The sequence below is a fragment of the Collinsella aerofaciens genome, assembly GCF_015670795.1.
In the GTDB taxonomy this organism is placed as follows: Bacteria; Actinomycetota; Coriobacteriia; order Coriobacteriales; family Coriobacteriaceae; genus Collinsella; species Collinsella aerofaciens_Q.
Genome location: NZ_JADPCJ010000014.1, coordinates 1 through 24,705 on the forward strand (window position 1 = coordinate 1; position 24,705 = coordinate 24,705).

At 58.6% G+C, this 24,705-nt stretch carries 26 protein-coding genes; 17 read left to right on the top strand and 9 right to left on the bottom strand.

Annotated features, from left to right (window positions below):
- Nucleotides 1–704 precede the first annotated feature (704 nt).
- The 5 genes from nrdD to folB all read left to right on the top strand — a co-directional run bounded on the left by nrdD (nt 705) and on the right by folB (nt 5,672).
- Entirely contained in the window at nt 705–2,927 is a 2,223-nt protein-coding gene (nrdD, locus tag I4W09_RS05495) for an anaerobic ribonucleoside-triphosphate reductase (protein ID WP_196032621.1), read from the top strand.
- 426 nt (nt 2,928–3,353) lie between these two features.
- A complete protein-coding gene (gene nrdG / locus I4W09_RS05500; protein ID WP_196032624.1) occupies nt 3,354–3,935 on the top strand; it encodes an anaerobic ribonucleoside-triphosphate reductase activating protein in 582 nt (193 codons plus the stop codon).
- 66 nt (nt 3,936–4,001) lie between these two features.
- A complete protein-coding gene (folE, locus tag I4W09_RS05505) occupies nt 4,002–4,559 on the top strand; it encodes a GTP cyclohydrolase I FolE (protein WP_117848756.1) in 558 nt (185 codons plus the stop codon).
- A 2-nt stretch (nt 4,560–4,561) separates the two neighbouring features.
- Nucleotides 4,562–5,143 carry an HD domain-containing protein gene (locus I4W09_RS05510; protein ID WP_196032627.1) on the top strand — a complete coding sequence of 194 codons (582 nt, stop codon included), beginning with the start codon at nt 4,562–4,564 and terminating at the stop codon, nt 5,141–5,143.
- Nucleotides 5,144–5,186: 43 nt separating this feature from the next.
- Nucleotides 5,187–5,672 (top strand): dihydroneopterin aldolase, encoded by a 486-nt coding sequence (folB, locus tag I4W09_RS05515; RefSeq protein ID WP_161115749.1) that lies wholly within the window; start codon nt 5,187–5,189, stop codon nt 5,670–5,672.
- Nucleotides 5,673–5,678: 6 nt separating this feature from the next.
- Here the strand turns inward: folB and I4W09_RS05520 are convergent, their stop codons facing one another.
- Both I4W09_RS05520 and I4W09_RS05525 read right to left on the bottom strand, forming a co-directional pair.
- Nucleotides 5,679–6,455: a M48 family metallopeptidase gene (locus tag I4W09_RS05520; RefSeq protein ID WP_230318696.1), complete on the bottom strand. Its 777-nt coding sequence runs from the start codon at nt 6,453–6,455 to the stop codon at nt 5,679–5,681.
- A 74-nt stretch (nt 6,456–6,529) separates the two neighbouring features.
- Complete coding sequence (locus I4W09_RS05525) at nt 6,530–7,543, bottom strand: dipeptidase (RefSeq protein WP_035138875.1); 1,014 nt, start codon at nt 7,541–7,543, stop codon at nt 6,530–6,532.
- A 120-nt stretch (nt 7,544–7,663) separates the two neighbouring features.
- Here I4W09_RS05525 and I4W09_RS05530 point away from each other — a divergent pair, with 120 nt between their 5' ends.
- From I4W09_RS05530 to I4W09_RS05540, 3 genes are all read left to right on the top strand, one after another.
- Nucleotides 7,664–8,092 (top strand): FKBP-type peptidyl-prolyl cis-trans isomerase, encoded by a 429-nt coding sequence (locus tag I4W09_RS05530; protein ID WP_035138874.1) that lies wholly within the window; start codon nt 7,664–7,666, stop codon nt 8,090–8,092.
- 3 nt (nt 8,093–8,095) lie between these two features.
- On the top strand, nt 8,096–8,674 hold the full coding sequence (locus I4W09_RS05535) for an urease accessory protein UreE (protein WP_052044235.1): 579 nt from the start codon (nt 8,096–8,098) through the stop codon (nt 8,672–8,674).
- An 83-nt stretch (nt 8,675–8,757) separates the two neighbouring features.
- A complete protein-coding gene (locus I4W09_RS05540; RefSeq protein WP_161115752.1) occupies nt 8,758–9,555 on the top strand; it encodes an HAD-IIB family hydrolase in 798 nt (265 codons plus the stop codon).
- Between the two features lie 77 nt (nt 9,556–9,632).
- Here the strand turns inward: I4W09_RS05540 and I4W09_RS05545 are convergent, their stop codons facing one another.
- The 5 genes from I4W09_RS05545 to I4W09_RS05565 all read right to left on the bottom strand — a co-directional run bounded on the left by I4W09_RS05545 (nt 9,633) and on the right by I4W09_RS05565 (nt 13,157).
- Nucleotides 9,633–10,013 carry a Fur family transcriptional regulator gene (locus tag I4W09_RS05545; protein ID WP_192919574.1) on the bottom strand — a complete coding sequence of 127 codons (381 nt, stop codon included), beginning with the start codon at nt 10,011–10,013 and terminating at the stop codon, nt 9,633–9,635.
- A 61-nt stretch (nt 10,014–10,074) separates the two neighbouring features.
- Nucleotides 10,075–10,485: an acylphosphatase gene (locus tag I4W09_RS05550; RefSeq protein WP_161115753.1), complete on the bottom strand. Its 411-nt coding sequence runs from the start codon at nt 10,483–10,485 to the stop codon at nt 10,075–10,077.
- A gap of 2 nt (nt 10,486–10,487) precedes the next feature.
- Nucleotides 10,488–11,594, bottom strand: a complete 1,107-nt coding sequence (locus I4W09_RS05555; protein ID WP_196032630.1) for a Gfo/Idh/MocA family protein — start codon at nt 11,592–11,594, stop codon at nt 10,488–10,490.
- Between the two features lie 75 nt (nt 11,595–11,669).
- On the bottom strand, nt 11,670–12,206 hold the full coding sequence (gene rnhA / locus I4W09_RS05560) for a ribonuclease HI (protein ID WP_161115755.1): 537 nt from the start codon (nt 12,204–12,206) through the stop codon (nt 11,670–11,672).
- Between the two features lie 12 nt (nt 12,207–12,218).
- The gene (locus tag I4W09_RS05565) at nt 12,219–13,157 is read right to left on the bottom strand and encodes a LysR family transcriptional regulator (protein WP_161115756.1); all 939 of its coding nucleotides are present in this window, start codon (nt 13,155–13,157) and stop codon (nt 12,219–12,221) included.
- Nucleotides 13,158–13,430: 273 nt separating this feature from the next.
- Here I4W09_RS05565 and I4W09_RS05570 point away from each other — a divergent pair, with 273 nt between their 5' ends.
- The 3 genes from I4W09_RS05570 to I4W09_RS05580 all read left to right on the top strand — a co-directional run bounded on the left by I4W09_RS05570 (nt 13,431) and on the right by I4W09_RS05580 (nt 16,223).
- Entirely contained in the window at nt 13,431–14,741 is a 1,311-nt protein-coding gene (locus I4W09_RS05570; RefSeq protein ID WP_161115757.1) for an O-acetylhomoserine aminocarboxypropyltransferase/cysteine synthase family protein, read from the top strand.
- A 312-nt stretch (nt 14,742–15,053) separates the two neighbouring features.
- Entirely contained in the window at nt 15,054–15,827 is a 774-nt protein-coding gene (locus I4W09_RS05575) for a hypothetical protein (protein ID WP_196032633.1), read from the top strand.
- Between the two features lie 189 nt (nt 15,828–16,016).
- On the top strand, nt 16,017–16,223 hold the full coding sequence (locus I4W09_RS05580; RefSeq protein ID WP_161115759.1) for a hypothetical protein: 207 nt from the start codon (nt 16,017–16,019) through the stop codon (nt 16,221–16,223).
- A gap of 109 nt (nt 16,224–16,332) precedes the next feature.
- On the opposite strand, the gene I4W09_RS05585 is transcribed toward I4W09_RS05580, so the two are convergent.
- Nucleotides 16,333–17,247 carry a ketopantoate reductase family protein gene (locus I4W09_RS05585; RefSeq protein WP_229090622.1) on the bottom strand — a complete coding sequence of 305 codons (915 nt, stop codon included), beginning with the start codon at nt 17,245–17,247 and terminating at the stop codon, nt 16,333–16,335.
- Between the two features lie 325 nt (nt 17,248–17,572).
- Between I4W09_RS05585 and I4W09_RS05590 the strand changes: the two genes are divergently transcribed.
- The 6 genes from I4W09_RS05590 (at nt 17,573) to I4W09_RS05615 (ending at nt 24,146) form a co-directional block, all read left to right on the top strand.
- Nucleotides 17,573–18,763, top strand: coding sequence for an aldo/keto reductase (locus tag I4W09_RS05590; RefSeq protein ID WP_035138911.1), 1,191 nt, complete (start codon nt 17,573–17,575; stop codon nt 18,761–18,763).
- Nucleotides 18,764–18,854: 91 nt separating this feature from the next.
- Nucleotides 18,855–19,874, top strand: coding sequence for a Gfo/Idh/MocA family protein (locus I4W09_RS05595; RefSeq protein ID WP_196032636.1), 1,020 nt, complete (start codon nt 18,855–18,857; stop codon nt 19,872–19,874).
- A 152-nt stretch (nt 19,875–20,026) separates the two neighbouring features.
- Nucleotides 20,027–20,893, top strand: a complete 867-nt coding sequence (locus I4W09_RS05600; RefSeq protein ID WP_035138868.1) for a deoxyribonuclease IV — start codon at nt 20,027–20,029, stop codon at nt 20,891–20,893.
- Nucleotides 20,894–21,040: 147 nt separating this feature from the next.
- On the top strand, nt 21,041–21,901 hold the full coding sequence (locus I4W09_RS05605) for an ABC transporter substrate-binding protein (RefSeq protein ID WP_035138867.1): 861 nt from the start codon (nt 21,041–21,043) through the stop codon (nt 21,899–21,901).
- Nucleotides 21,902–22,019: 118 nt separating this feature from the next.
- The gene (locus I4W09_RS05610; protein ID WP_230318697.1) at nt 22,020–23,381 is read left to right on the top strand and encodes an ABC transporter permease subunit; all 1,362 of its coding nucleotides are present in this window, start codon (nt 22,020–22,022) and stop codon (nt 23,379–23,381) included.
- 12 nt (nt 23,382–23,393) lie between these two features.
- Entirely contained in the window at nt 23,394–24,146 is a 753-nt protein-coding gene (locus tag I4W09_RS05615; RefSeq protein WP_035138865.1) for an amino acid ABC transporter ATP-binding protein, read from the top strand.
- Nucleotides 24,147–24,263: 117 nt separating this feature from the next.
- On the opposite strand, the gene I4W09_RS05620 is transcribed toward I4W09_RS05615, so the two are convergent.
- Complete coding sequence (locus I4W09_RS05620) at nt 24,264–24,683, bottom strand: flavodoxin (protein WP_006234379.1); 420 nt, start codon at nt 24,681–24,683, stop codon at nt 24,264–24,266.
- Nucleotides 24,684–24,705 lie beyond the last annotated feature (22 nt).

Genomic DNA, 24,705 nt, shown 5'->3' on the forward strand with positions numbered 1-24,705 from the left:
TTTAGCTCAGGGGGAGAGCGCTTCCCTGACACGGAAGAGGTCAGAAGTTCAAATCTTCTAACGCCCACCAAATGTTCGCAGCTCAGAGGCTATATCCTCTGGGCTGTTTTGTTTTGCCACCAAGCACGCCGCCAATATAAGCCACCAAATATTGATCCAAGGTCTGTACGCGATGGTCTTCGCATCCCGTAGAGGTGCCGGCAGATTGCATACGTCCTGGCCGATCGTGACCGCAACATGTTGGTCAAGCATAATCTTTTGGATTCTTTTGGCGTGAGCGACTTGATTTTGGTAGGATTTGTCAGCGGCTTGACTAAGGGGGTTTTATAACTGCCATGCAGGTAGCCGTGTTGGTAGCGTTTTACCGACTTGCCAAGAACCCCTCATTTTTAATGCGTCTGCAAAATGACTAATTGCTTTGACCTGCTGAAACACTATATGTTGTGTTTGACCTAAAAAAAGAATACAGGATATAGATGCCTCTTTGTCGTATGATAGATGGCGGACAGAGAACGAAGACCTTAACTGCCTCTTTTGAACGTGTCCTTGAGCCGCTTGATCGGCTCCAGGGAATGTCCGCATGGAGGCTTATGGTTTATCGAGAACACAGATTGCGCGACGGCGCCGCAAGACAGGGGCAAGCCCTGCCAGGTATCGTTTGGCTCTGAAGCGCGATGAGGCTACGATACGAAAGAGGCAAGAGGATGAAGATCATCAAACGCAGCGGCACCGAGGTTGTCTTTGACATCGATAAGATCGTCAATGCCATCCGCGCCGCAAACTTGGAGGTCGAGGAGAGCTCTCGTCTTACCGACCGCCAGGTGGTTTACGCGGCACAAAACGTCGCCGAGGCATGCGAGAACGCGGGCCACACCGTGTCGGTCGAGGAGATTCAGGATCTGGTCGAGGACGAGATCATGCGTCTCGACTGCTACGAGGTCGCTCGCCATTACATCATCTATCGCTATGTTCAGAGCCTGAAGCGCCAGAAGAACACGACCGACGACAAGATTCTGTCGCTGATTGAGTGCAACAACGAAGAGGTCAAGCAGGAGAACTCCAACAAGAACCCGACCGTCAATTCCGTTCAGCGTGACTACATGGCCGGCGAGATCTCCAAGGACCTGACCCAGCGTGTGCTGCTGCCCCAGGAGATTGTGGATGCTCACAATGAGGGTCTGATCCACTTCCATGATTCGGACTACTTTGCCCAGCACATGCATAACTGCGACCTGGTGAACCTGGAGGATATGCTCCAGAACGGTACTGTTATCTCGGGTACGCTGATTGAGAAGCCGCACAGCTTCTCGACCGCCTGCAACATCGCGACGCAGATCATCGCCCAGGTTGCTTCCTCCCAGTATGGTGGCCAGTCGATTTCGCTGACCCATCTTGCCCCGTTCGTCGAGGTGAGCCGTCAAAAGATTCGCGTCGAGGTCGCCCGCGAGCTCGAGGAGCTCGGCGTTTCCGCATCTCCCGAAAAGGTCCGCGAGGTTGTTGAGGATCGCCTGCGTGACGAGATCCGTCGCGGCGTTCAGACGATTCAGTATCAGGTCGTGACCCTTATGACCACCAACGGCCAGGCGCCGTTCGTGACGGTCTTTATGTATCTTAACGAGGCCCGTACGCCTCAGGAGAAGCACGACCTTGCCATGATCGTGGAGGAGACGCTTCGCCAGCGCTACGAGGGCGTTAAGAACGAGGCCGGCGTATGGATCACCCCGGCATTCCCCAAGCTTATCTATGTACTCGAGGACGATAACGTTCACGAGGATTCCCCGTACTTCTACCTGACCCAGCTGGCTGCCAAGTGCACTGCCAAGCGTATGGTGCCCGATTACATCTCCGAGAAAAAGATGCGCGAGCTCAAGCTGTCGAAGGGCGAGACCGCGGGTAACGGCGACTGCTATACCTGCATGGGCTGCCGCAGCTTCTTGACGCCCGACCGCTCGGGCAACGGCTTTAACAACGTTGCCAACGCGCTAAACTACGACCCGAACAAGCCCAAGTACTATGGTCGCTTTAACCAGGGCGTCGTGACCATCAACCTGCCCGATGTCGCGCTGAGCTCGCATCAGGATATGGATAAGTTCTGGAAGATCTTCGACGAGCGCCTTGAGCTGTGCCACCGTGCCCTGCTGTGCCGTCATGAGCGCCTGATGGGTACGCTTTCTGACGCCGCACCGATTCTGTGGCAGTACGGCGCCCTCGCTCGTCTGAAGAAGGGCGAGACGATCGACAAGCTGCTCGTGGGCGGTTACTCCACCATTAGTCTGGGTTATGCCGGCCTGTACGAGTGCGTCAAGTACATGACGGGCCACAGCCACACCGAGAAGGAGGGCACGCCGTTTGCCATGGCCGTCATGCAGCGCATGAACGACAAGTGCGCCGAGTGGAAGGCCGAAAGCGATATTGACTTCTCGCTGTACGGTACCCCGCTTGAGTCGACGACCTACAAGTTCGCCAAGTGCCTGCAGCGTCGTTTTGGCATCATCCCGGGCGTGACGGACAAGGGCTACATCACCAACAGCTACCACGTCCACGTGTCCGAGGAGATCGACGCCTTCGATAAGCTTAAGTTTGAGGGCATGTTCCAGCAGCTTTCGCCGGGCGGCGCCATCTCCTACGTCGAGGTTCCCAACATGCAGGACAACCTTAAGGCTGTCATTCGCGTGATGCAGTACATCTACGACAACATCATGTACGCCGAGCTTAACACCAAGAGCGATTACTGCCAGGTGTGCGGCTACGACGGTGAGATTAAGATTGTCGAGGATGACGGCAAGCTGGTGTGGGAGTGCCCCAACTGCGGCAACCGCGATCAGGAGAAGATGAATGTCGCTCGTCGTACGTGCGGCTACATCGGTACCCAGTTCTGGAACCAGGGTCGAACCGAGGAGATCCGCGACCGCGTGCTGCATCTCTAATAACTGCCCCAGGCCGCCCCGTAGCGAGGCCGCGGACCTTTACTCGCTATTTCGGACAGTCCTGGCTCACGACGGAGGCGCCACTGGCGCCTCCTGTTCGTGCGGAACTCATATCGAGCAAAGGTCCGCGGCCTCGCTACGGGGCGGCCAAGTTGATGTAGCTGAGATGCAGCATGCGGCCTGCTCACTTCTCGAAGTTCTTAGCGGAAATGAGTTGACTTGCAGCAGCGCTTTGCTTGTGATGACGGTTGAGCTGCAACAAATTTTTTATTAGACCTCGAACCCTATACTCGATGTTCGCTTCGTTCATTGAGCTACCCTTTGCATGAGGCCGGGACATATCGTCCCGCCCGCAGTTTCGCAGGCCGAAGGCCGAGAATGTTTGAGGACGGGATGATATGCTCCAGACCCCCAGGAAGGTTACCTATGAACTACGCGAACATTAAGTATTTCGACATTGCTGATGGGGAAGGTGTCCGTACTTCTCTGTTTGTGAGTGGGTGCCGTCGTGGCTGCAAGAATTGCTTTAACTCTGTCGCGTGGGACTTTGCTGCGGGTGAGCCGTTCGACCGTGCCGTCGAGGATAAAATCATCGAGAGTCTCGATCATCCCTTTATTGATGGCCTGACGATTCTGGGCGGGGAGCCCATGGAACCCGAGAACCAGGCGGGGCTCGTTGATTTTATTGAGCGTGTTCGTGCCGCTTATCCTGTGGGGTCGGGGAAGACCATTTGGTGCTTTACCGGTGACGTACTCGAGGAGCTTATGCTGGGCGGTCGTCACCATACCGAGGTGACGGACCGTATCCTTGCCTGCCTCGATATGTTGGTGGATGGCCCGTTTGTTCAGGATCTGTACGATATCTCATTGCGTTTTAGGGGCTCGAGCAATCAGCGCGTGATTGATATGAACGCCACGCGCGCCCGTGCTGTGCGCGAGGGCGTTGCGCTTTGCGACGCTGTGGAGCTTTGGCGGGACGATCCGGTCTATTCGACCCATACTATGTAGCTTGTGGCCGATGCCAAAGGGCGTGGTACCATAGCGCGAACGCAAAATCGGAAAAGTGAGGCCCAGATGGTCGATCAGGAAAAAGTCGAGGCCGCCATTAAGCTGTTGCTTGAGGGCATAGGCGAGGACCCAACTCGTGAGGGCCTGCTGGAGACCCCGGCGCGCGTTGCCCGTATGTATGGTGAGATCGCCGGTGGTATGGACCAGAGTGCCGAGGAGCACCTGTCCAAAACCTTTGCCGTCGCTTCGAACGATTTGGTTATCGAGCGCGACATCACGTTTTACTCGCTGTGCGAGCATCATCTGCTGCCGTTTTACGGCAAGGCTGCCATTGGCTATATCCCCAACGGCCGTGTCGCAGGGCTTTCTAAGCTTGCCCGCACGGTAGAGGTCTACGCCCGTCGTCTGCAGCTGCAGGAGCAGTTGTGCGCACAAGTTGCCGATGCCCTCATGGAGTATCTCGCTCCCCAGGGAGCGATTGTGCTCATGGAAGCTGAGCATATGTGCATGACCATGCGCGGCGTGCAAAAGCCTGGCACCAAGACCGTGACGCTCGCTCGTCGCGGCGTCTTTGAGGCCGATCCGGCGCTCGAGGAGCGATTCTTTAGGATGCTGGGACGCTAACTATGAGAGTCGTCAACGACTTTACATCGAATACTGACGAGGGAACGCCGCGTCGCGGTTTTATGGCTTCGGGCCTGGCGCCTTTTGGTGCCATGCCTCGCATTGATTACATCTGTGCCAACGGTCTGTTCCGGCGGCACCTGGGCAGCATTGCACAGTTGGAATCGGGGCGCATCTTCTGCCGCCACGGTATTGACCACCTGCTGGATGTCGCTCGCATTATGTGGATCAAGAATCTCGAGGAACAGCTCGGATTTGACCGCGAGGTCATCTACGCCACGGCACTTCTTCACGATATCGGCAAAGATGAACAGTATGAATCGGGTATATCCCATGATGTTGCAAGCGAACGCGTCGCTGATGCGATTCTCGGCGGTATGCCCGATGACGTAGCGTTTGAGCCGGCCGATGCCGCAGCCATTAAGACGGCCATTCTGGGCCATCGAAAGCTGCGCGTGAACAGCCAACCGCTCGAGCGCCTGCTCTATGCAGCCGACAAAGCGTCGCGCGCCTGCTTTGCATGCCCCGCGCGCAATGCTTGCAACTGGAGCGATGATAAAAAGAACCTGTCGATTCGCGTGTAGTTAGTTTACGCGGTCGGGGTTCTAAACGAAGGAGACGATCGCGATGAGCAACAAGAAACTGCCCGAGAATGCAACCAAGACTGAAGGCGCCGAGCTCGCCCGCCGTGGAAGGGGCGAAATATCCACCGCAACGGCGGTGCCCCACGTGAACTATGACGATCTGCGCCATGCCGACCGCATCACCGTTGAAGGTCTTGAGGTTTTTGCTAACCACGGCGTGTATCCCGAAGAGAACGCGCTGGGCCAGAAATTCATCGTGTCCTTGGTACTCTATGCTGACCTGCGTGCAGCGGGAGAGCACGATAACTTGGACGCCTCGATTGACTACGGCTCGGTGTGCCACGATGTCGATGGCTATCTGCGCGAGCATACGTTTAAGCTCATCGAGGCGGCAGCTGAAGGTACGGCCCAGATGCTGCTGCGCCGTTATCCCTCGCTGCTTGGTGTGCGCATCAAGCTCGATAAGCCGTGGGCGCCTGTTGGCCTGCCCTTGGCAAGCTGTGGCGTCGAGATCGAGCGTGTGCGCTAACCGGTTCTAATACGTCTCTATGGGTGGCTGCTTGAGCCGCTGCGACAGAGCCCTGTTGTTGGGGCAGTACGTGTCGAGCAGCGCGTGAAACCGATGATTGTGGCTCGGCTCGAGCAGGTGGACGAGCTCGTGGGCGACAACCATGTCAAGGCACTCGACGGGGTAGGCGGCAAGTTCTCGTGCGATGCGAATGGCGCCGGTTTTGGGCGTGCATGATCCCCAGCGCGTTTTCATGCTGCGCACGGAAACGCGGGAAACGGCGACACCCATTGCGATTTCGTATGCGTGCACCATATCACGCAGCGCCGATGTGACTTCGGACGTATAGAGCTGGTCAATATGGGCTTGGATCTCACTGGGCGTTAAGCCGTCGAGGGTCGCATTCCACTTGGCCTGCGGACGTTCGTCTGGCTCGTCGGCACCCATAAAACTTGCGAAGGTGGCCTGCTTGGGCCGCGGTGCGGGTGATGCAAAGTTGTGATCGAGTGCGTCCTGTACCGTGATGGGCTTGCCCCAAAGCGCAATGATGGACGAGGGGCTGAGCGGCTCTCGTGCCGTCGCCTGACGTTGCTCGCGCTGGGCAAGCCGGCTGATAATCCAGGCGCTGTTGCGCTTCACAAACGCTTCGATGCGCTCGCGACTGGCGCCGAGCGGTGCGCTGGCGTGGACCTCACCGCTCGATGTGACGCGTAGGTTGAAGTTCTTGACGCGCTTTTTGGTAACGACGACGGGGATGGGCGTCCCATGCGGTCGGGATACGGAAATCGTAAACTGCTGCGTCAAAAGCGGTCCTTCAGATTGGGGACGGGCCGGCATGTCAACCGTTCGGCATGCCGACCTGCTCAAGGGATGTGAAATTAATAACGCTCAAAGAAGGCAAGCGCGTTGTCGCTGCAGAGCTTTTGCATCACGGTCTTGCCAAAATGCTTGGAAAGCATGTTCTGGAACTCGGGCATCTTGCTGGCATCGGAGAGGAAAGCGGGCACCGTGGCACCGTCCCAGTCGCCGCCGAGTGCGATGACGTCCTCGCCGCCCAGGTCGAGCCAGTGCTCGATATGTGCCGCTAGCTGGTCGAAGGTGACGTCTGCGGCGGTCTTGTCGGTTGCGTCGTTGGAAAGGAACTCGCTGCAGTAGTTGAGGCCGACGATACCGCCCATGTCGCGAATGGTGCGGAACTGGTCGTCGGTAAGGTTGCGTTTGACGCCGCAAACCGCACGGGAGTTGGAGTGGCTGGCGACGAAGGGACGCGTGGCGTGGGCGACAACCTCGTCAAAGCACTCATCGTTGAGGTGGGAGACGTCGAGTACCATGCCGGCGTGCTCCATCTGCGTAAGTGCCTCGATGCCGGCGCCGGTGAGGCCGGCGTGGGTGTCGTGGCCGCTCGCGAGCGGCCCCTGCGCATTCCAGCTGAGTGACGACATAAGCACGCCCAAGCTCTTGAGCACTTCGATCAGCGCGGGGTCCTCGGCAAAGAACGTGGCGTTTTCGATGGTGTGGATGCAAGCGACCTTGCCGTCCTTGAGCGCGGGGCGAATGTCTGCGGCGCTGCGCACGTTGACCATACGGTCGTGGTTGAGCATTGCCTGGCCGCTCATATGCGCCATGATCTGCGCCTGGAAGCGCGCGGCGTGGGCGGTGGGAATCTCGTCGGGGACAAACGTGGCGAAGCACTGTGCCCACGGCGTGTTGCCGATCTTTGCGAGCGAGATGGCACAGGCGTTACCCTCGATGAGGTCGAAATCTTGCGGATGCGTTTCGTCGCCGGGGAAATAACCGTCGGTGCCGGCGGTAAAGCGCAGGTCGAGATCGAGCGTGGCCCAGCCGATTCGGTCGGCGGTGTCGCAGTGTAGGTCAAATACGGGATATGCCATGGTTCCTCCGGTTGCAGCGTTTCTTTGCAAACTGTCTTCAAATTGTATGACTAGGGTATAGTTAGCGCCATATGTTCATGGCGGCCCGTGTTGTGCGCCGCCCTTATCACGGAGGTTTCCATGTCCAACCAGGGCAAGAAGGTCAAGACTCATTATCGCGGCACGCTCGACGACGGCACACAGTTCGATAGCTCCTACGATCGCGGTGAGCCGCTGGAGTTCACCTGCGGCGCCGGCCAGATGATCAAGGGCTTCGACGCCGCTGTTGTCGACATGCAGGTGGGTGAGAAGAAGACCGTGCACATTCCTGCTGCCGATGCCTACGGCGAGCACAATCCCGAGATGGTTCTGACCTTCCCGGCCGAACAGGTTCCCAACATCGAGCAGATTGAGAAGGGCATGAAGCTCTTCTTGTCCACGCCGAGCGGTATGCCCGTCCCCGCCGTGGTCATCGATGTAACGCCCGAGGCCGTGACGCTCGACGCCAACCACGAGCTGGCCGGTAAGGACCTCAACTTTGATATCGAGCTCGTCGAGGTCGAGGGTTAGAGTATGCCTGAACGCTTGGTTTCGACGACATGCTTGGGAAATCTCAACGATCCGTCCTATGAACTCCTGCTTCGCCGGAAGTTGGGCGGCGTCTTTGAAGTTGACGATCTGCTGCTCGATTGGGACCAGGCTGATGTATACGCGTTTGTGGGCGTGACGGAGCTGGGGCGCACGGTCGATGTTCGGCTGGATACTGCCGACGGCGGTCGTCTTGCCGACGGCGACGTGCTCGCCATTGACCGTTCGGGCATGGTGCCCGTGGCGGTTGTCGTGCGCTTGCGCAGCGCCGAGGTTTATTTGGTCGAAGTTGACCGCATGGACCCGATTGCGCTCGCGCATTCGTGCTGGGAGATCGGCAACATGCATGCGCCGCTCTTCCGGGGCGACTCGGACGAGCATACTGTGCGCATGTATACGCCGGTGCAGCCTGTTTTGGGCCGCATGCTCCGGGGTGTCGAGGGTGTTCGGCTCTCGCTGGTTACCCGTGAACTCGATGCGGACCGGCGCTTTGCGTCGAGTGCGGCGGAGGTCGTCGTGAGCATGGCTCCCGACTTTACCATCGTAAAAAAGGCGCGCGGCTAAGCGCGCGTATGCGCAAGACGGGCTTTGAGGGGCGACCGATCAAGGTCCGTCTTGCTGTTGATATGAGGCTTTGGGGGAAGCATATGGGTCTTGAGGGAATCAAACTGATTGCATGCGATTTGGACGGCACGTTGCTGCATCCGGGGGAGCGCGAGCTGCGTTCCGAGGCCTTTGAGCTTATCGATGAGCTGCATCGTCGTGGTATCGTGTTTATGCCGGCGAGTGGCCGTCAATATGCGAGCTTGCGCTACCTGTTTGCCCCGGTGGCCGATGAGCTCGCCTATGTATGCGAAAACGGAACCCTGGTGATGAGCGAGGGGCGTGCCGTCGTCAAGCGTTCCATGGAGCGTAGCCTTGCTATGGTTATCGCGAATACCGTGGTTGCGTATCCCCATACCGACATGACCCTTTCGTGTGAGGGGCACATCTACACCATGAGCGGCAACGATGCGTTCGTCGACCATTTGCGCTATGTGGTCCACTGCGATGTGGCGGTGGTCGACCGTCCCGAGGACATCGACGAGGATGTCATTAAGATTGGCTTCCAGACGCCCGAGGTGGATTATCCGGCGGCCCGGGAGTATTTCGAGCGCCTCTTTGGCGACCGTGTCGATGTGATGACGTCAGGAACCGCATGGACGGACCTTATCGGTTTCGGTTCGGGCAAGGGCTCCGCGCTTGTCGATTACGGTCGTGTCCTGGGGATTTCGCCCGATGAGATGATGGCATTTGGCGACAATGAGAACGATCGCGACATGCTCAACGTCGTGGGCCATCCCTATCTGATGGAGAGCTGCAACCCCACCATGCGCGGTATCAACGATCGCGTCCGTTACGTGCACACGGTCGAAGAAGAACTGCACCGCCTGCTCGCCGAGTAGGTTTTCGGGACATGCCTAGAAATGTACTGTTTGCTGCAAAGCGCGGAAAGGTGGATTTTAAGGCATGTCCCGAACATCTACCGGCAGTCGGGGCAGAGACCCTCGAAGATGGTGTAGTGCGACGTGACGTGCCAGCCGATTTGCTCGGACGCTTTGGCGTCGAGCTGGGCATCGAAGGGGAGCGGTACGTCGATGACGCGGCTGCACGAGGTGCAGATGATATGCGCATGCGGCTCGATCGTGCGATCGAAGCGGCTGCCGCCCGGCGTCTTGATGGAGAGGATCTCGCCGGCGTCGGCCAAGAGATTGAGATTGCGGTAGACCGTACCGCGGCTGATTTTGTCATCCTGCGCGCGCACGGCGTTGTAGATTTCGTCGGCGGTGGGATGGTTATAGCTTTGGCGCACGGCGTCAAGAACCAGCTTTCGCTGCCTGGTATTCCTTCTTTGCACCGCCATGCGCCTCGCCTCTTTTCTATCAACGGTCGTAGGTAAATGATACCGTATTTAGCACACAATACTAATAATGAGGACTGAAACCGTCTTCATTGGCAAGTGGGGCTCGGGCCTGAGCGTCTATGAGGCGAAAACGCGTTCCCATGCGCTCGTAGGAGGCATGAAGCGCCTCGAGATGAGATAGGATATTTGCCGGAGCTCCCTGTATCTCCATCTCGACTGAGCCGTCTTCCATGTTACGCACCCAGCCGGTGAGTGCGCGTGCCTGCGCGAGGTTGGTGTTGGTAAAGCGAAAACCAACGCCTTGGACTTGCCCCTCCCAGCGCAGGAAATAGCGCAGGGGAGTGTCTTGAGTGGCCTCGTCGCTTGCGAGCACAGTAAGCCTGCGGCGCAGCTCGAGCTCGACGTTTGATGGTTTTTGAGGCTCTCGACTGCCGCCGGTGACGCTGGAGAAGAACGTATCGAAGAGGCCCATCGCTATGCCTGCTTGCCTGCGTCGGCCGGGAAGGTAATGCCGGCCTGCTGGCGCACGGCATCCATGATGCGTAGTGAGACGAGTGTGACATCGCGGTAGTGGCCAAGCTCGTGGCGTCCCGCCGGGGTCTCCCAAATCTCTTCCTTGACGTTATCGATGCCGCCGATGGCGGTGATGAAGTCTGTGAGTTCGTATTCCATAGTGTTGCTCGATTTGGGCAGGTCGAGCACGCGGCCGTTGTCGCCCTGTTCGCGCGGCGCCTCGGTCGCCGAGCCGCGTACGACGTCGCCGCGATAGTCGATGCGGACGTTGCGGGGCGTGGACAGATGGTCGATCTGGATAGTGCCACGCTCGCCTTCGATCTGCGAGGGCAGCAGGTCATTCGTAATTTTGGAGTGCGCGAGCTCGACGGAGATACGGCCACCGCCGTAGCTGGCGAGGATGGAACCGCAGCCGTCGATGGGGCCGTGCGTGAGCTGTCGCGTGGTGGGATCGAGCAGGGTGGTCATGCTCGTAAGGCCGGAGGGCATGCCGAAAATCTCGACCATGGGCTCGACGGTGTAGACGCCAATATCCATGAGGGAACCCGAGGCCATATTGCAGTCGAAGATATTGGTGGCGCGTCCCGCGAGAATCTCGTTGTAGCGCGAGGAATATTTTCCAAAGCGCAATGAGGCGCGGCGGATGGGGGCGATCTCACCCAGGGCGTCCTCGATGGCGTGGAAGGCGGGATCGTGGAGGGGACGCATGGCCTCGAGGGCCACGACACCTGCTGCCTCGGCAGCGCGGAAGACTTCCAGCGCTTGCGCCTCGGTGGCGCAGAAGGGCTTCTCGACGATGACGTGCTTGCCACCGGCGATGCAGGCAAGGGCCTGCTCGTAGTGAAGTGCGTTGGGGCTGCCGATATAGACGGCGTCGACGTCGGCGGCTGCCGCGAGCTCATCGAGTGAAGTAAAGTTTCGCTCGCCACCGCGCTCGGCGGTAAAGGCAGCACCGCGATTGGCATCGCGCGAGAGCGTGCCCACAAACGCGGCTTGGTCGTTGGCGTTGACGACCTGGATAAAGTCGTCGGTAATCATGGATGTGCCGATGGTCGCTATACGCAGCATGTATCCCCCTCGTGCCGTTCGGTTTACAGGATGAGTGTAGCGCGAAGGGGCAGGAAATAGCGTACGAAAACGCCGTTACAGGTCGCTCTCGTTAAAGCCGGTGTCGATATCGAGGTTGCTGCCGTCGGCCGCCGTGGTGGCGAGCTCGTCGCAGCGCTCGTTGAGCTCATGGCCGGCGTGACCCTTAACCCAGATGAACTCAACCTTGTGCTTGCTCTTTGCGGTGAGTAGGCGCTCCCACAGATCGCGGTTCTTGACGGGCTGCTTGTTGGCGGTCTTCCAGCCGCGTTTTTTCCATCCGTCAATCCAGTGCTTGTTGAAGGCGTTAACGACGTACTGCGAATCGGAATGGACTTCGACGTCGCAGGGGCGGTTGAGCGCCTCGAGTGCCACGATAACGGCCATGAGCTCCATGCGGTTGTTGGTGGTCTTGGCGTAGCCGCGCGAAAGCTCAGAGGTGAAGGTCTTGCCGGCGGGGTTGGTGTATTTGAGCACGGCGCCGTAGCCGCCGCGTCCCGGATTTGATCGGGCCGAGCCGTCGGTATAGATGATGACCTTCACATGGTTCCTTTCGTTGGGTACGTTTCGCGTGAGTGACCATTGTAGCGCCATGCCCGCCGGGGGCTAGCAATCTACGATTTCTACCCCGTCTTCCGACAGTTGGTTGGCATGGATGATGCGGTTGAGCTCGTCGAGGTATTGCTGCAAGAGGGGAGAGGGCTTGCGGTCGTCATGCATGATGTAGCCCACATGCATCGTCGGGGCGTCTGCCAGGGGGATCGAGGCCATGCCCCACTGCATTTCGCTGGAGAGTACGCCGGTCGACAGCGCATAGCCGTTCGAGGTGATAAGCAGGTTGGTGAGCGTCCCGCGGTCGGATACGCGGATATTGCGGTTGCAGGGAATATAGCTAAACGGTTCCTCGGCGTAATAGAAGGAGTTCGAGGTGCCTTGCTCAAAGCTGTAGCGCGTATAGGGCGTGAGGTCGGCAAGGGACAGCTGCGAACGGCGTGCGAGCGGGTGGCGTTCGCTGACGAACACGTGGACTTTTGCATCAAAGAGGGGATGAAAGCTCGCTCGGGCATCGGTAAAGGCCTTCTGCAAGACACGGGTATTAAAGTCATCCAGATAGAGGATGCCGATATCGCTGCGAAACGCGCGCACGTCGTCGATAATCTGCGCTGTGGTGGTCTCGCGCATGATGAACTCGAACTTGCTGTCGCGGCAGCGCTCGACTACGTTGACAAAGGCCTCGACCGAAAAGGCGTAGTGTTGGGCGGAAATGGCGAGGCGGGCTTGCGGGGTACCGCCGTCCTCGTAGCGGGCCTCGAGCATGTCGGCCTGCTCTACGACCTGGCGTGCATAACCCAAAAGCTCGGTGCCGTCGTTGGTGAGTGCAACACCGCGGCTGGAGCGCGTAAAGATTTCGATATGAAGTTCCTGCTCCAGGCTTTTGACGGCATTGGAGATATTGGACTGTGCCGTATAGAGGCGCTGGGCTGCGGCGTTGATCGAACCGGACTCTGCCACGGCGATCAAAAAGCGAAGCTGTTGGAGGGTCATCGGCGCCCGTCCTTTCGAGTGTTATCTATAAAACCGATAACAGGTTAGCGCTTTAAAGTGATTGACCGAGGAAAACAATGCTCGTACTATTCAAAACACACAAAGACGGTAGGTAATTAAGCCAACTACGGAACCGGGATGCGAAAGGAGGCCCGCATATGAATTGCTTACCAAGACGAATGCCGGGCTCCTGTTTGCGCCCGTCGGCGTGATCAGGAGACAGCGACTCACTTCTCTTACTCTTATTACTTTTGTTCGATCAAGGAGATCATCATGAGCCAGTTTATCAACAACCCCGAGCACACCTTTGGTTTCGATACCCTGCAGCTGCACGTTGGCCAGGAGAGCGCCGATCCTGCATCCGACTCCCGCGCCGTGCCTATCTACCAGACCACGAGCTATGTGTTCCGCAACTCCCAGCACGCCGCCGACCGCTTTGGTCTTGCCGACGCCGGTAACATCTACGGCCGTCTGACCAACTCCACCCAGGGCGTCTTCGAGGACCGTATCGCCGCCCTCGAGGGTGGCGTGGCAGGTCTTGCCGTCGCCTCCGGTGCTGCTGCCATCACCTATACCCTGCAGGCTCTTGCCCAGGCCGGTGACCACGTGGTGGCTCAGAAGACCATCTACGGTGGCTCCTACAACCTGCTGGAGCATACGCTCTCCCAGTTTGGCGTCGAGACCACGTTTGTCGATGCCCATAACCTTGAAGAGGTCGAGGGTGCCATCAAGGACAACACCACGGTCATCTATCTCGAGACGCTCGGCAACCCCAACTCCGACATCCCCAACATCGACGCCATCTCCGAGATCGCCAAGAAGCACGGTCTGCCGGTTGTCGTCGACAACACCTTCGGCACCCCGTATCTGCTCCGTCCGCTGGAGCATGGTGCCAATATCGTCGTCCACTCCGCAACCAAGTTCATCGGCGGCCACGGCACCTCGCTGGGCGGTGTGATCGTCGACGGCGGTAACTTCGATTGGAAGGCGAGCGGAAAGTACGCCCAGATTGCTGAGCCCAACCCCTCCTACCACGGTGTCTCGTTTGCCGAGGCTGCCGGTCCCGCCGCCTTTGCAACCTATGTCCGCGCTATCCTGCTGCGTGACGAGGGCGCTTGCATCAGTCCGTTCAACGCCTGGGTCCTGCTCCAGGGCACCGAGACTCTGTCGCTGCGCGTTGACCGTCATGTCGAGAACACCAAGAAGGTCGTTGAGTTCCTGGCTGGTGACAGCCACGTCGCCAAGGTGAACCACCCGAGCCTGCCTGAGCACCCCGATCACGAGCTCTATCAGAAGTACTTCCCCCGTGGCGGTGCCTCGATCTTTACCTTTGAGATTAAGGGTGGCCAGGAGGCAGCTTGGAAGTTCATCGATCATCTGCAGGTGTTCTCGCTGCTCGCCAACGTGGCCGACGTCAAGTCGCTCGTCGTGCACCCGGCTACCACCACGCACTCCCAGCTCTCTGCCGAGGAGCTCGCCGAGCAGAACATCACGCCCTCCACGATCCGTCTTTCCATCGGTACCGAGAACGCCGAGGATATCATTTGGGATCTGAAGCAGGCCTTCGCCGCGCTGGACGAGTAAGGCGACTTGTGCAAGGACCCCTTGCGACTCGATAGGTATAACTGCATAAAATGCCTGCTCAAGGCGCCTGTGCGAACAATGGTTGCACAGGCGCCTTATTTGCATAGAGAGGGTGCAAAAACAGGGTTTTTGACACGCTTTATGCATTCGAGTTGTGGAAAACTCCTGTTGAGAGGATGTGAGTTTTACGCAATTGACGTGCGCCTTTTAAGTAAAACCGCAGGTCGCGATTTGCTCGGGGTACTATGCAGCGCGATCGAATCACACGCAGCTCAAACGCAGCAAAAACGCACTACGGAGGTTTCCAGCTACATGAGGATTGATTCACGAAAACCGAAAACCGCCGCCCTTTCCGCCGCTCTGACCGTGGCACTTTTGGCGGGCGCCGGTGCAACTGATGCCCACGCCGCAACACTGTCCGATACGGTTGGATCTACTCCGTCCGAGACGACGCTGGTGCAGCCCGTTGACTATCGTGGCGATGGTTATGGTTCCATGCAGGAGTGGAACGCCTCGATGGAGGCCAAGCGCGATTCCCTGGAGATGCGCGCTCAGATCATCATGAATATGTATGGCGACTATGCCACCGATGACGAGCGCGCTGTGCTGCAGGGTTGCATCGACGGTGCGGGTAGCCTGTTGACGATGGGGGAGGTCGACGCCAAGTCGACCGAGCTCGATGAGCTGCGCGCTGCGCTTGAGGATGCCAAGTGCGAAGCGCTCGAGGCTGCCGCCGAGGCGGAGGCTGCCGAGGCCGCCCAGGCTTCGTACTACAACGCCGGTTATACTCCGCCTTACGCGTCTGCCGCGTCCTACGCGAACGGATCGGGCCTGACGCGCTCTGCGGGTGTCAATAACTACAACGGGCGCCGCGAGACCTATTACAGCAGCAATGTGCTTTATCACTATCGCACGGGCGAATGGACTCAGGATTCTGAGGGCTTCTGGCGCGATTCCGACGGCTATTACGTTGTTGCCGCGGGCGATATGGCCCAGGGCTCGACCTTTACGGGCTCCAAGGGTGATTGCAAGGTCTATGACTCCGGCTGCGCTGCCGGAACCACCGACTACTACACCGGTTGGTAATCTGCCATAAGCAAAATAGGCACATGATGGGCGGGCGTCTTTACTGAGCTTTTAGGCAACGTAAAGCCGCCCGTTCTTTATGTGCGTTCGAGTTAACAGAGCCCTTACCGTGGCGGTACGCTGGGCGTATGGATGCGGGGCACACTAGTTCATGAGAAATAAGGTCTTTCTCGTGGAGGAAGTGGTCTTGTGAACGCTCGAGATATCGCCGTTGCCGCCATTGCATTGACGCTTGGTTGCCTTGGTCCTACGGCCGCGCTCGTCGCAGGTGTGCAGGGGTCTTGTGGGGCTGCCTCTATTGTGGTCGGCGCGCTGATCGCGGCCACGCTGCTGGGAAGCGCAGGCGTGGTTCTTTGCCGCGACGATGAGGACGAGGTGCCGGGGTCGCAACGCTAACTGTTGTGAGATCGGCCGCCGGTCATAGACGAAGATGAAGGCCGCCGCAGGGGAAAGGTTCCCTTGCGGCGGTTTTGCTGTTAAGGCTGTTGAATGCGGCGCGTCGGCGCTACCAGCTTTTCTCGATATCGCGGATGCGCCGATAGAGCCACTCGTTTTGCGGTGCCTGGATATCGTGTTTGGCTGCGAGGCGGCAGATGGTGCCCGCGAACTCATCAACCTCGGTTTTGCGCCTTGCGATGCGGTCTTGAGCCATCGAGGGCATACCGGCGGGGTCGATTCCCTCGATGAGGTGCACCATTTGCGTCAGATCTGCCTCGGTCAGCTCAACGTCCTCGGCGTTGGCAACCGCAAGCGTCTCGCGCATGGCGGAGACAAAACAGCGGCGCTGCTCGGAGCCCGGCTCCGTGGCGCTTCCGTAGGTCCCGCCGTAGGCCATGCAGGTCTGGTTGATGCCGTCGTTGAGCATGAGTTTGGCCCACATGCGGTGCGCAATGTCGCTCTCGACGGTATGGGCGATGCCGCAGCGCGTATAGAGCTCGTCGATAGCGGCGACGGTCGCGGGGTCCGTGCCGGCCGCCGCGCCAAAGCGGATCTCGCCCGCATTGGTAAAGGTGAGCGCGCCGTTGAGGAACACGGCGTCCATGCCCTGGCAGATACCAAGAACGGTATGCTCCCAGCCAAAGCGTTCGGCAATCTTTTGCTCGCTCGTAATGCCGTTGCATAGCGAGGCGATGAGCGTGTTGGGTCCCACGACGCGCTCCATAGTCTTGAGTGCTTGGTCGAGACCGGTGGTCTTGACTGTCAGGATGACCAGATCGGCGGGCGTCGCCTCGCTGGCGCGGACGGACGTGAGATCGCAGGGCTTGCCGTTGACAGTGAGCGCATCGCCCGCGTGACGCTCAAAACGGGTGTCATCCATAACGTATTCGACGGCGTCATTGCCGAGGGCCCTGGCAATCATGCTGCCGTAGAGCAGGCCGACGCCGCCCTTGCCGATAAAAGCGACCTTGTTGATCTGCATGTGAATCATCTCCCCATGTAAAAGGCGCCCGCGTAAGGGGCGCCTGATGGATTGTATGCTGCCAGGGTGATTGGTGGGTGCGCGGGGCGGCTGTTATAAAAAAGAAACGTTTGCCTGGACGCTACGCTGCAGGGCAGACCGCAAAGACATACGCGTGGTCATGCCCGGCTCCTTTCATCGGGCTTTTTGCTGATGTTAAAGCGGTGCCGTGACGGCTCGATTTCTGCTGCGTTACGATACGTTCTCGATTGCGATTCCACGATGTTTCGGCTGCGTGACCATTGTGTTTCGCCTTGCCGGGGCGCTGATGGCGAAGGGAGGGGCCGTGCAATACCGTGTTGACCCCAAAAGTGGTAACCGAATATCCGCTCTGGGTCTGGGCTGCATGAGGTTTCCCGGTGCGCCGGGACACCCCGATGCGAAGACCGCCGACGCTATCATCTCCCGTGCGGTGGAGCAGGGGATTAACTACCTGGACACGGCCTATCTCTATCCCGGCAACGAGGCGTGCATGGGCGCTTCGCTTGAACGATTGGGGCTGCGTGACCGGGTGTTGCTGGCGACCAAGTTGCCGCATGCTTCGTGCAAGTGTGCGGAGGATTTCGACCGGTTCTTCGATGAGCAATTGCGCCGCCTGCGGACCGACCATATCGACTATTACCTCATGCACAACATTACCTCGCCCGCCCAGTGGGAACGTGTGGTGGCGTTGGGCATCGAGGACTGGATTGCGCGCCAAAAGGCTTCGGGGCGCATTCGCCAGATCGGTTTTTCGTACCACGGCAGTGCGGCGGACTTCCTCACGATGCTCGATGCGTATGTGTGGGACTTTTGCCAGATCCAGTACAACTACGCTGGAGAGCGATATCAGGCGGGAACGGCGGGGCTCATGGCCGCCGCCGAGCGAGGTCTCGCGGTGTTTGTGATGGAGCCGCTTTTGGGCGGACGCTTGGCAGGCAAATTGCCTCCGCGGGCGCGCGCTGTTCTCGATGGTGCATGCGATCGGCATTTGCATACGCCTGCCGCTTGGGGGCTCTCGTGGGTGTGGAATCATCCCCAGGTGACCATGTTGCTTTCTGGTATGACCGATACCGCGCAAGTGGACGAGAATTCGTCACTGGCAGACCTCGCGTTGCCGAATTCGATGACGGCCAACCAGCTCGACACGATTGCGCGCGTGTTGATGGAGTTTGAGAAATCGAACCGTGTGCCCTGCACGGGATGCGGCTACTGCATGCCATGTCCCAAGGGTATTAACATTCCCGGCTGCTTTGCCGCTTACAACGCGAGCTACGCGCACAGCTGGTTTACGGGGCTGTCTCAATACTTTACGGCGAGCGCGGTGCGCACGAGCGAGCCCAAGCTGGTGAGCAATTGCGTCAAGTGCGGTAAATGCGCACGTCACTGCCCGCAGCACATCGATATTCCCGAGCGTCTCGATGACGTGCGCCGACGTTTCCAGCCTGGCCCCGTAACGGCTGTGCTTAAAGCCTTCCGCACAACGCGCTCCTCATGATCCTTTTATATCTTGTGATGGAATAGTTCCTGTTTACGGCAGAATAGGGCAACAGCAGGAACTATTTCGCCGCAACTAATGGGAGACTATCGTGGGTGACCGAGGTTTACGTAATGATTCGCGTGAGGTTCGTTGGGGCATTTTGGGCGCCGGGCACATTTCTCATCGATTTGCATCGTCGCTCAAGAAGGTCGACGGGGCACGGCTGGTGGCTGCGGCCGGCCGCACTCCTGCACATGTCGAGGAATTTTGCCGAGTGTTTTCGATCGATGCTGCGCATGGCCATGTCTCGGTCGACGATAACGGCAATGCGGCTTATGACGCGCTGATTGCCGACCCCGATGTCGACGCAATCTACTTGGCTCTTCCGCATGGCATGCATACGCGTTGGGCCTGTCGCGCGCTGCGCGCCGGAAAGGCCGTGCTGTGCGAAAAGCCGGCCGTTTTGAGTGAGGAAGAGGCTCTCTCGATTGCCTCCACCTCTCGTGAGCGCGGCGTGCTGTTTATGGAGGCGATGAAGAATCGGTTTTGCCCGATGCGCACTCGCGTGAAGGACTTGCTTGCGTCGGGTGAGCTTGGCCGTATTGTCTCGATTGAAAGCGTGCAAAAGCTCGATTACGGCGAGCCTCCTTCGGGCTATCTGCTTGATTCGTTGCAGGGCGGCTGTCTATATGACATGGGCTGCTATGCGGTCGGTTGGTTTGAGGATTTGCTCGCGGGCGCGTGCGAGGTTTCATCCCGTGAAGTTCGCTGGCGTGACGTATCAGGCGGCCGCGTCGATTGGGCCGACGAGATCCGTATGAGCGTCGGCGGTATACCCATTCATATGGTGTGCGACGGCAAAGCAACATATGAAAGCCGCTTAACGATTGTCTGTGAGCGAGGCTCGTTGGAAATCGAGCGTCTCCATCGCCCCGAGCTCGCCCATGTGAAGTATTCCGACGGTCGAACGCTAGAAATAAATGCCCCGTTTGAGATCGATGATTTCTACGGCGAAATCCAGCATGCGACCCAGCTCATCTGGGCGGGGAAACTCGAGAGTCCCGTCATGCCCCTTGCCGCCACGCAGCGCTGTGCGCACATCATCGATGCGATTCGCTTAAAACTTTAGGGCGCGGGGGCATGGCGCCAGCGCCTGGAATGCCTTGGAGGCCTTTGCCCCTGATGCCCCTTTTATAACTTGCGGTGGAATACGGTCTGTTTGCGCCAAAATAAGGCACCAATAGACCGTATTTTTCCGCAACTGATGAGGGGGAGTTGGAGATGCTGACGATCGGGTGTCATCTTTCGACGACGAAGGGCTATCGGGCGATGGGGGAGACGGCGTTGTCCATTGGCGCCAATACCTTTGCGTTCTTTACGCGCAACCCGCGAGGTGGCAAGGCAAAAGACCTTGACATGGATGACGTGGCGGCCCTGCGCGAGCTTATGGAGCAAAACGACTTTGGCCCGCTCGTGGCTCATGCCCCGTATACCTATAACCCCTGCTCCGCTAAGGAGCGGGCGCGCGAGTTTGCCCTGGAGGCCATGGCCGAGGATCTGCAGCGTATGGAAGCACTGCCCGGCAACTACTACAACTTCCATCCCGGTGCGCATGTGGGGCAGGGCTCCGACGCCGGCATTCAGATGATTGTTGATACGCTGTGCCAGGTGATGTTTGAGGGCCAGCAGACGACGGTGCTGCTCGAGACCATGGCCGGCAAGGGCACCGAGGTGGGCCGCAGCTTTGAGGAGCTGGCGCTAATCATCGAGGGCGTTGCCGACAAGCGCCCCGAGCTGTCGGCCAAGTTGGGCGTTTGCCTAGATACCTGCCATGTGAATGACGCCGGCTATGACATCGTCCGCGATCTTGACGGTGTGCTTGACGAGTTCGATCGCGTGGTGGGTATCGAGCGCCTGCGCGCCGTGCACATCAATGACTCCAAGAATCCCTGCGGCGCCCATAAGGATCGCCACGAGTGCATCGGCAAGGGCTACCTGGGTAGTGAAGAGTTTGGCGGCGGTATGCAGGTTATACAGAATATTGTATCGAATGGCCGCTTGCGCGCATTGCCATTCATCTTGGAGACACCGAACGAACTTGCAGGTTATGCGGCTGAAATCAAACTGTTAAGGTCGTTGCAGCAGTAATGGCTGCCATAAAGTGGAGCGCTCCATTCACGTTATGGGTTTGTTTCAATCAGTTTTCTAATTGCAGATTCTTCCAAGCGGGTGCATAATAACCCTCAGTTTTTGCAGACCTCTGAATCACGTGGGGTCATTGGAAGGAGACTGATTATGAAGCTGAAGAAGCTTGGCGCATTTGCCGCCACGGGTGCTATGGCGCTCGCCCTCGCTCTGACGGGCTGCGGCTCGTCCAACGCCACCTCTGGTTCTGATGCCGGTTCCAGCAGCTCTGACGACGCTAAGGTCGAGAAGGTCGACGGCTCCAAGGAGTACGCGCTCGTCAAGGACGGTACGCTGACCGTCGGCACCTCTGCCGAGTACGCTCCGTTTGAGTACAAGGATGACAACGGCGATTATCAGGGCTTTGACCTTGAGCTCATCAAGGCTATCGGCGACAAGCTGGGCCTGGATGTCGAGTATGTCAACAATGACTTTGACACGCTGGTTCCGGGCGTCGCTTCGGGTGCCAAATATGACGTCTCCATCGCGGCTATCACCGACACGCCCGAGCGTGAGAAGGAAGTCACTTTCTCCGATTCCTACTACATGGACGATCAGGCTATCGTGACCAAGGTCGATAACACCGACATCACGGCCGACAACTACAGCGAGAAGCTCAACAACGCCGATGCTACCATCATCGTCCAGTCTGGCTCGACCGCCGAGTCCTTTGCCCAGGAGAACTTCCCCAAGGCCAAGATTGTCCCCTACAAGGACGCCACCGAGTGCTTCAGCGCCCTGCAGTCCGATAAGGGCGACGCCGTAGTCACCAACCGCTCTGTTGCCAGCCAGCTGACCGCCGAGCAGTTCAACACCTGCCAGACCATTAAGCAGATTAGCACCGGCGAGGAGTACGCCATCGCCATCAACCAGGGCAACACCAAGCTCAAGGACGACATCAACCAGGCCATCAAGGACCTGACCGACGACGGTACCGTTGACGCCCTCATGGCTAAGTACAACATCAAGTAAAATAGCTACTTGATTGCTCGCGGGCCCTTTCCGTTTTGGCGGAGAGGGCCTTTGCGCTTCTCTTGACGGAGAGTATTTCCGTCTCGTTTTGCCGGCAACTTCTACGATAGGAGCCACCTTGTCTCGACTGAACAAAGGAGCCGCGGAGCAGCGTTTTCCACTGCCCGCCTTGCTTCAAAAGCTAGCCTGCGCCATGGCCGTGACGCTCGCGCTGGTGTGCGCAGGGGCATATGCGCCCACGACCGCCCAGGCGCTTGAGACCGCAAAGATTACCGCCCGACCCAACACTGGTTCGGGCAGCGCTGTGGTCGGCGGTACCGAGACGCGCATTACCTGGGAGGTCCAGGCCGATGCCGATGAGGAGCTGAGCGGTCTTTCGCTGACGTTTGTCGACGGCACGACGTTTGGTACCGATGACACGCGATTGACGATGCTCTCGGGCGAGGACCTCATGGATCGTACGCCCATGAAGCCCACGTGCAAGGCTGACGGCCAGACGCTCAAGATTGATTTTGGCGAGACGGCGCCTGCCGGCGGCTATTTCCGTGTCGAGGTTTACGGCGTGACGTTTCCCGTCGAGGGCGGCGATGAGGCCTTTAGTGGCACCTATACGCTCGCCGACGGTTCGACCAAGAAGATTTCAAAAATTCCTTCCGTCGAGATCAAGGGCGTGACGGCCTTCGATAACTTCCTGGCCGATCTTAAGGAGCAGCCGTGGGTCGAGGCCTGGAACTCCAATATGTTCCTGCGCCTGTTCTTGAACCCGGTCATTTTGGTCCAAAGCCTGCCGATCGTCTTTAAGGGCTTCCTTATGTCGCTTTCGATCGTGCTTGTGGCGTTTCCGCTGGCAATTCCCTTCGGTTTTGCCCTGTCGCTCATGCGCATCTCCAAGTCGCGCATCCTGCGTTGCCTCGCCGGCATCTACGTGAATATCATTCGCGGTACGCCGGCGTTCCTGCAGATCTATATCGCGTTCTTCGGTCTGCCGTTGGCCGGCGTCAAGGTGGACGACTATGTCTTGGGCGTTATCGTCATGGCCATGAACTCGTCTGCGTACCTATGCGAGATCTTCCGTGCCGGTATTCAATCGATCCCCAAGGGCCAAAACGAAGCTGCTCGCTCTCTGGGCATGAATGCCTTCCAGACGCTGCTCTACGTTATGATTCCGCAGACGTTCCGCAATGTTTTGCCTACGCTGACCAGCGAGTTTATCTTGCTTTACAAGGATACGTCGCTGCTTGCGGCCGTGGGCGTGGTCGAGATCGTCATGAACGCCCGTACCATCGTGGCCACGACGGGCTCCATTACACCGTACGTGGTTGCCGCCCTGTTCTATCTGGTCATCACCCTGCCGCTTGCTCGCTTGGTGAGCGGTCTTGAGGCGAGGCTTTTGGACACGGCCGAAACCAAAAAGAAGCGTCCCACCAAGAGTGCCGGACAGGTTGTCGCGACGCCCGCCGATCACATCGCCGGTCTGTAAGGAGGTCCTATCATGAGCGAAACCAATAACGCGAACGAGGTCGTCGTCAGCATCAAGAACCTCCAGAAGGCCTTTGGCGATAACGTGGTCCTGCGCGATATCGATCTGGATGTGCACAAGGGCGAGGTCGTCGTAGTCCTGGGTCCTTCGGGCTCGGGCAAGTCGACGATGCTTCGCTGCATCAATCGTCTGGAGCATCCCACGAGTGGCTCGATTGTCGTTGAGGGCGTGGACGTGTGCGCCAAGGGCGTCGACCTTAACAAAGTACGTACGCATCTGGGTATGGTGTTCCAGCAGTTCAATTTGTTCCCGCACCTGTCAGTCAAAAAGAACGTCATGCTCGCGCAGCAGAAGGTGCTCAAGCGCAGCAAGGAAGAGGCCGAGAAGATTGCCGTCGAGGAGCTGACCAAGGTCGGCCTGGCCGAGCGCATCGACTTTATGCCGAGCCAGCTCTCGGGCGGCCAGCAGCAGCGCGTGGCCATCGCCCGCGCCCTGTCGATGAACCCGCACGTGATGCTCTTTGACGAGGCCACGTCGGCGCTCGACCCTGAGCTCGTGCGCGACGTTCTGGGCGTCATGCGCGACCTGGCGCACGACGGTATGACCATGATCGTCGTGACGCACGAGATGGGCTTTGCCCGCGATGTCGCCGACCGCGTCGTCTTTATGGACGGCGGCGTCATTGTGGAAGAGGGTACGCCGAGCGAGGTCTTCGACCACCCCAAGAGCGAGCGCACCAAGGCGTTCTTGGGCAATATCTCGTAGCCGCTTTATATGACTGACATAGCAGAAAACGGGAGCCGGATGTGATCCGGCTCCCGTTTTTGTTGGGACGCGAATGTGTTTTGTTGCAATGCGCGTTGCGGGCGGAGCTCATTGCCGCTAGGCGAGCTCGGCTCCAAGGGCGCGGCAGGCCGCTTCGCTCTCATCATCGGGGGCGTCGTAGCAGATGACGGAATCGACGACGTTGACGCCCTCCTCGTCGGCGTCCGCCTTCCAGTTGTCCATCCATTCGCCCTCGGCCCACGAATAAGAGCCAAAGAGGACGACCTTCTTGTCGCCGAGGGTCTCCTTGACCTCATCCCACATGGGCTGGAACTCATCATATTCAAGCTCCTCGGAACCCATGGCGGGGCAGCCGAAGGCGATAGCGTCATAGCCAGCGGCCTTGTCTGCGGAGAAGTCGGCGCAGGAGATGACCTCTGCCTCGGCGCCGGCATCGGTTGCACCTTCGGCAACGAGGTTTGCCATGGCCTCGGTGTTGCCCGTGCCGCTCCAGTAGACGACGGCGATCTTGCTCATGTTGAGTCCTTTCAGTTGTGCG

Excerpts from the sequence above, each read along its gene's own strand:
- nrdD (WP_196032621.1), top strand. The coding sequence starts at position 705 with ATGAAGATCATCAAACGCAGCGGCACCGAGGTTGTCTTTGACATCGAT.
- nrdG (WP_196032624.1), top strand. The coding sequence starts at position 3,354 with ATGAACTACGCGAACATTAAGTATTTCGACATTGCTGATGGGGAAGGT.
- folE (WP_117848756.1), top strand. The coding sequence starts at position 4,002 with ATGGTCGATCAGGAAAAAGTCGAGGCCGCCATTAAGCTGTTGCTTGAG.
- I4W09_RS05510 (WP_196032627.1), top strand. The coding sequence starts at position 4,562 with ATGAGAGTCGTCAACGACTTTACATCGAATACTGACGAGGGAACGCCG.
- folB (WP_161115749.1), top strand. The coding sequence starts at position 5,187 with ATGAGCAACAAGAAACTGCCCGAGAATGCAACCAAGACTGAAGGCGCC.
- I4W09_RS05525 (WP_035138875.1), bottom strand. The coding sequence starts at position 7,543 with ATGGCATATCCCGTATTTGACCTACACTGCGACACCGCCGACCGAATC.
- I4W09_RS05530 (WP_035138874.1), top strand. The coding sequence starts at position 7,664 with ATGTCCAACCAGGGCAAGAAGGTCAAGACTCATTATCGCGGCACGCTC.
- I4W09_RS05535 (WP_052044235.1), top strand. The coding sequence starts at position 8,096 with ATGCCTGAACGCTTGGTTTCGACGACATGCTTGGGAAATCTCAACGAT.
- I4W09_RS05540 (WP_161115752.1), top strand. The coding sequence starts at position 8,758 with ATGGGTCTTGAGGGAATCAAACTGATTGCATGCGATTTGGACGGCACG.
- I4W09_RS05545 (WP_192919574.1), bottom strand. The coding sequence starts at position 10,013 with ATGGCGGTGCAAAGAAGGAATACCAGGCAGCGAAAGCTGGTTCTTGAC.
- I4W09_RS05550 (WP_161115753.1), bottom strand. The coding sequence starts at position 10,485 with ATGGGCCTCTTCGATACGTTCTTCTCCAGCGTCACCGGCGGCAGTCGA.
- I4W09_RS05555 (WP_196032630.1), bottom strand. The coding sequence starts at position 11,594 with ATGCTGCGTATAGCGACCATCGGCACATCCATGATTACCGACGACTTT.
- rnhA (WP_161115755.1), bottom strand. The coding sequence starts at position 12,206 with ATGGCGCTACAATGGTCACTCACGCGAAACGTACCCAACGAAAGGAAC.
- I4W09_RS05565 (WP_161115756.1), bottom strand. The coding sequence starts at position 13,157 with ATGACCCTCCAACAGCTTCGCTTTTTGATCGCCGTGGCAGAGTCCGGT.
- I4W09_RS05570 (WP_161115757.1), top strand. The coding sequence starts at position 13,431 with ATGAGCCAGTTTATCAACAACCCCGAGCACACCTTTGGTTTCGATACC.
- I4W09_RS05575 (WP_196032633.1), top strand. The coding sequence starts at position 15,054 with ATGAGGATTGATTCACGAAAACCGAAAACCGCCGCCCTTTCCGCCGCT.
- I4W09_RS05585 (WP_229090622.1), bottom strand. The coding sequence starts at position 17,247 with ATGCAGATCAACAAGGTCGCTTTTATCGGCAAGGGCGGCGTCGGCCTG.
- I4W09_RS05600 (WP_035138868.1), top strand. The coding sequence starts at position 20,027 with ATGCTGACGATCGGGTGTCATCTTTCGACGACGAAGGGCTATCGGGCG.
- I4W09_RS05605 (WP_035138867.1), top strand. The coding sequence starts at position 21,041 with ATGAAGCTGAAGAAGCTTGGCGCATTTGCCGCCACGGGTGCTATGGCG.
- I4W09_RS05615 (WP_035138865.1), top strand. The coding sequence starts at position 23,394 with ATGAGCGAAACCAATAACGCGAACGAGGTCGTCGTCAGCATCAAGAAC.
- I4W09_RS05620 (WP_006234379.1), bottom strand. The coding sequence starts at position 24,683 with ATGAGCAAGATCGCCGTCGTCTACTGGAGCGGCACGGGCAACACCGAG.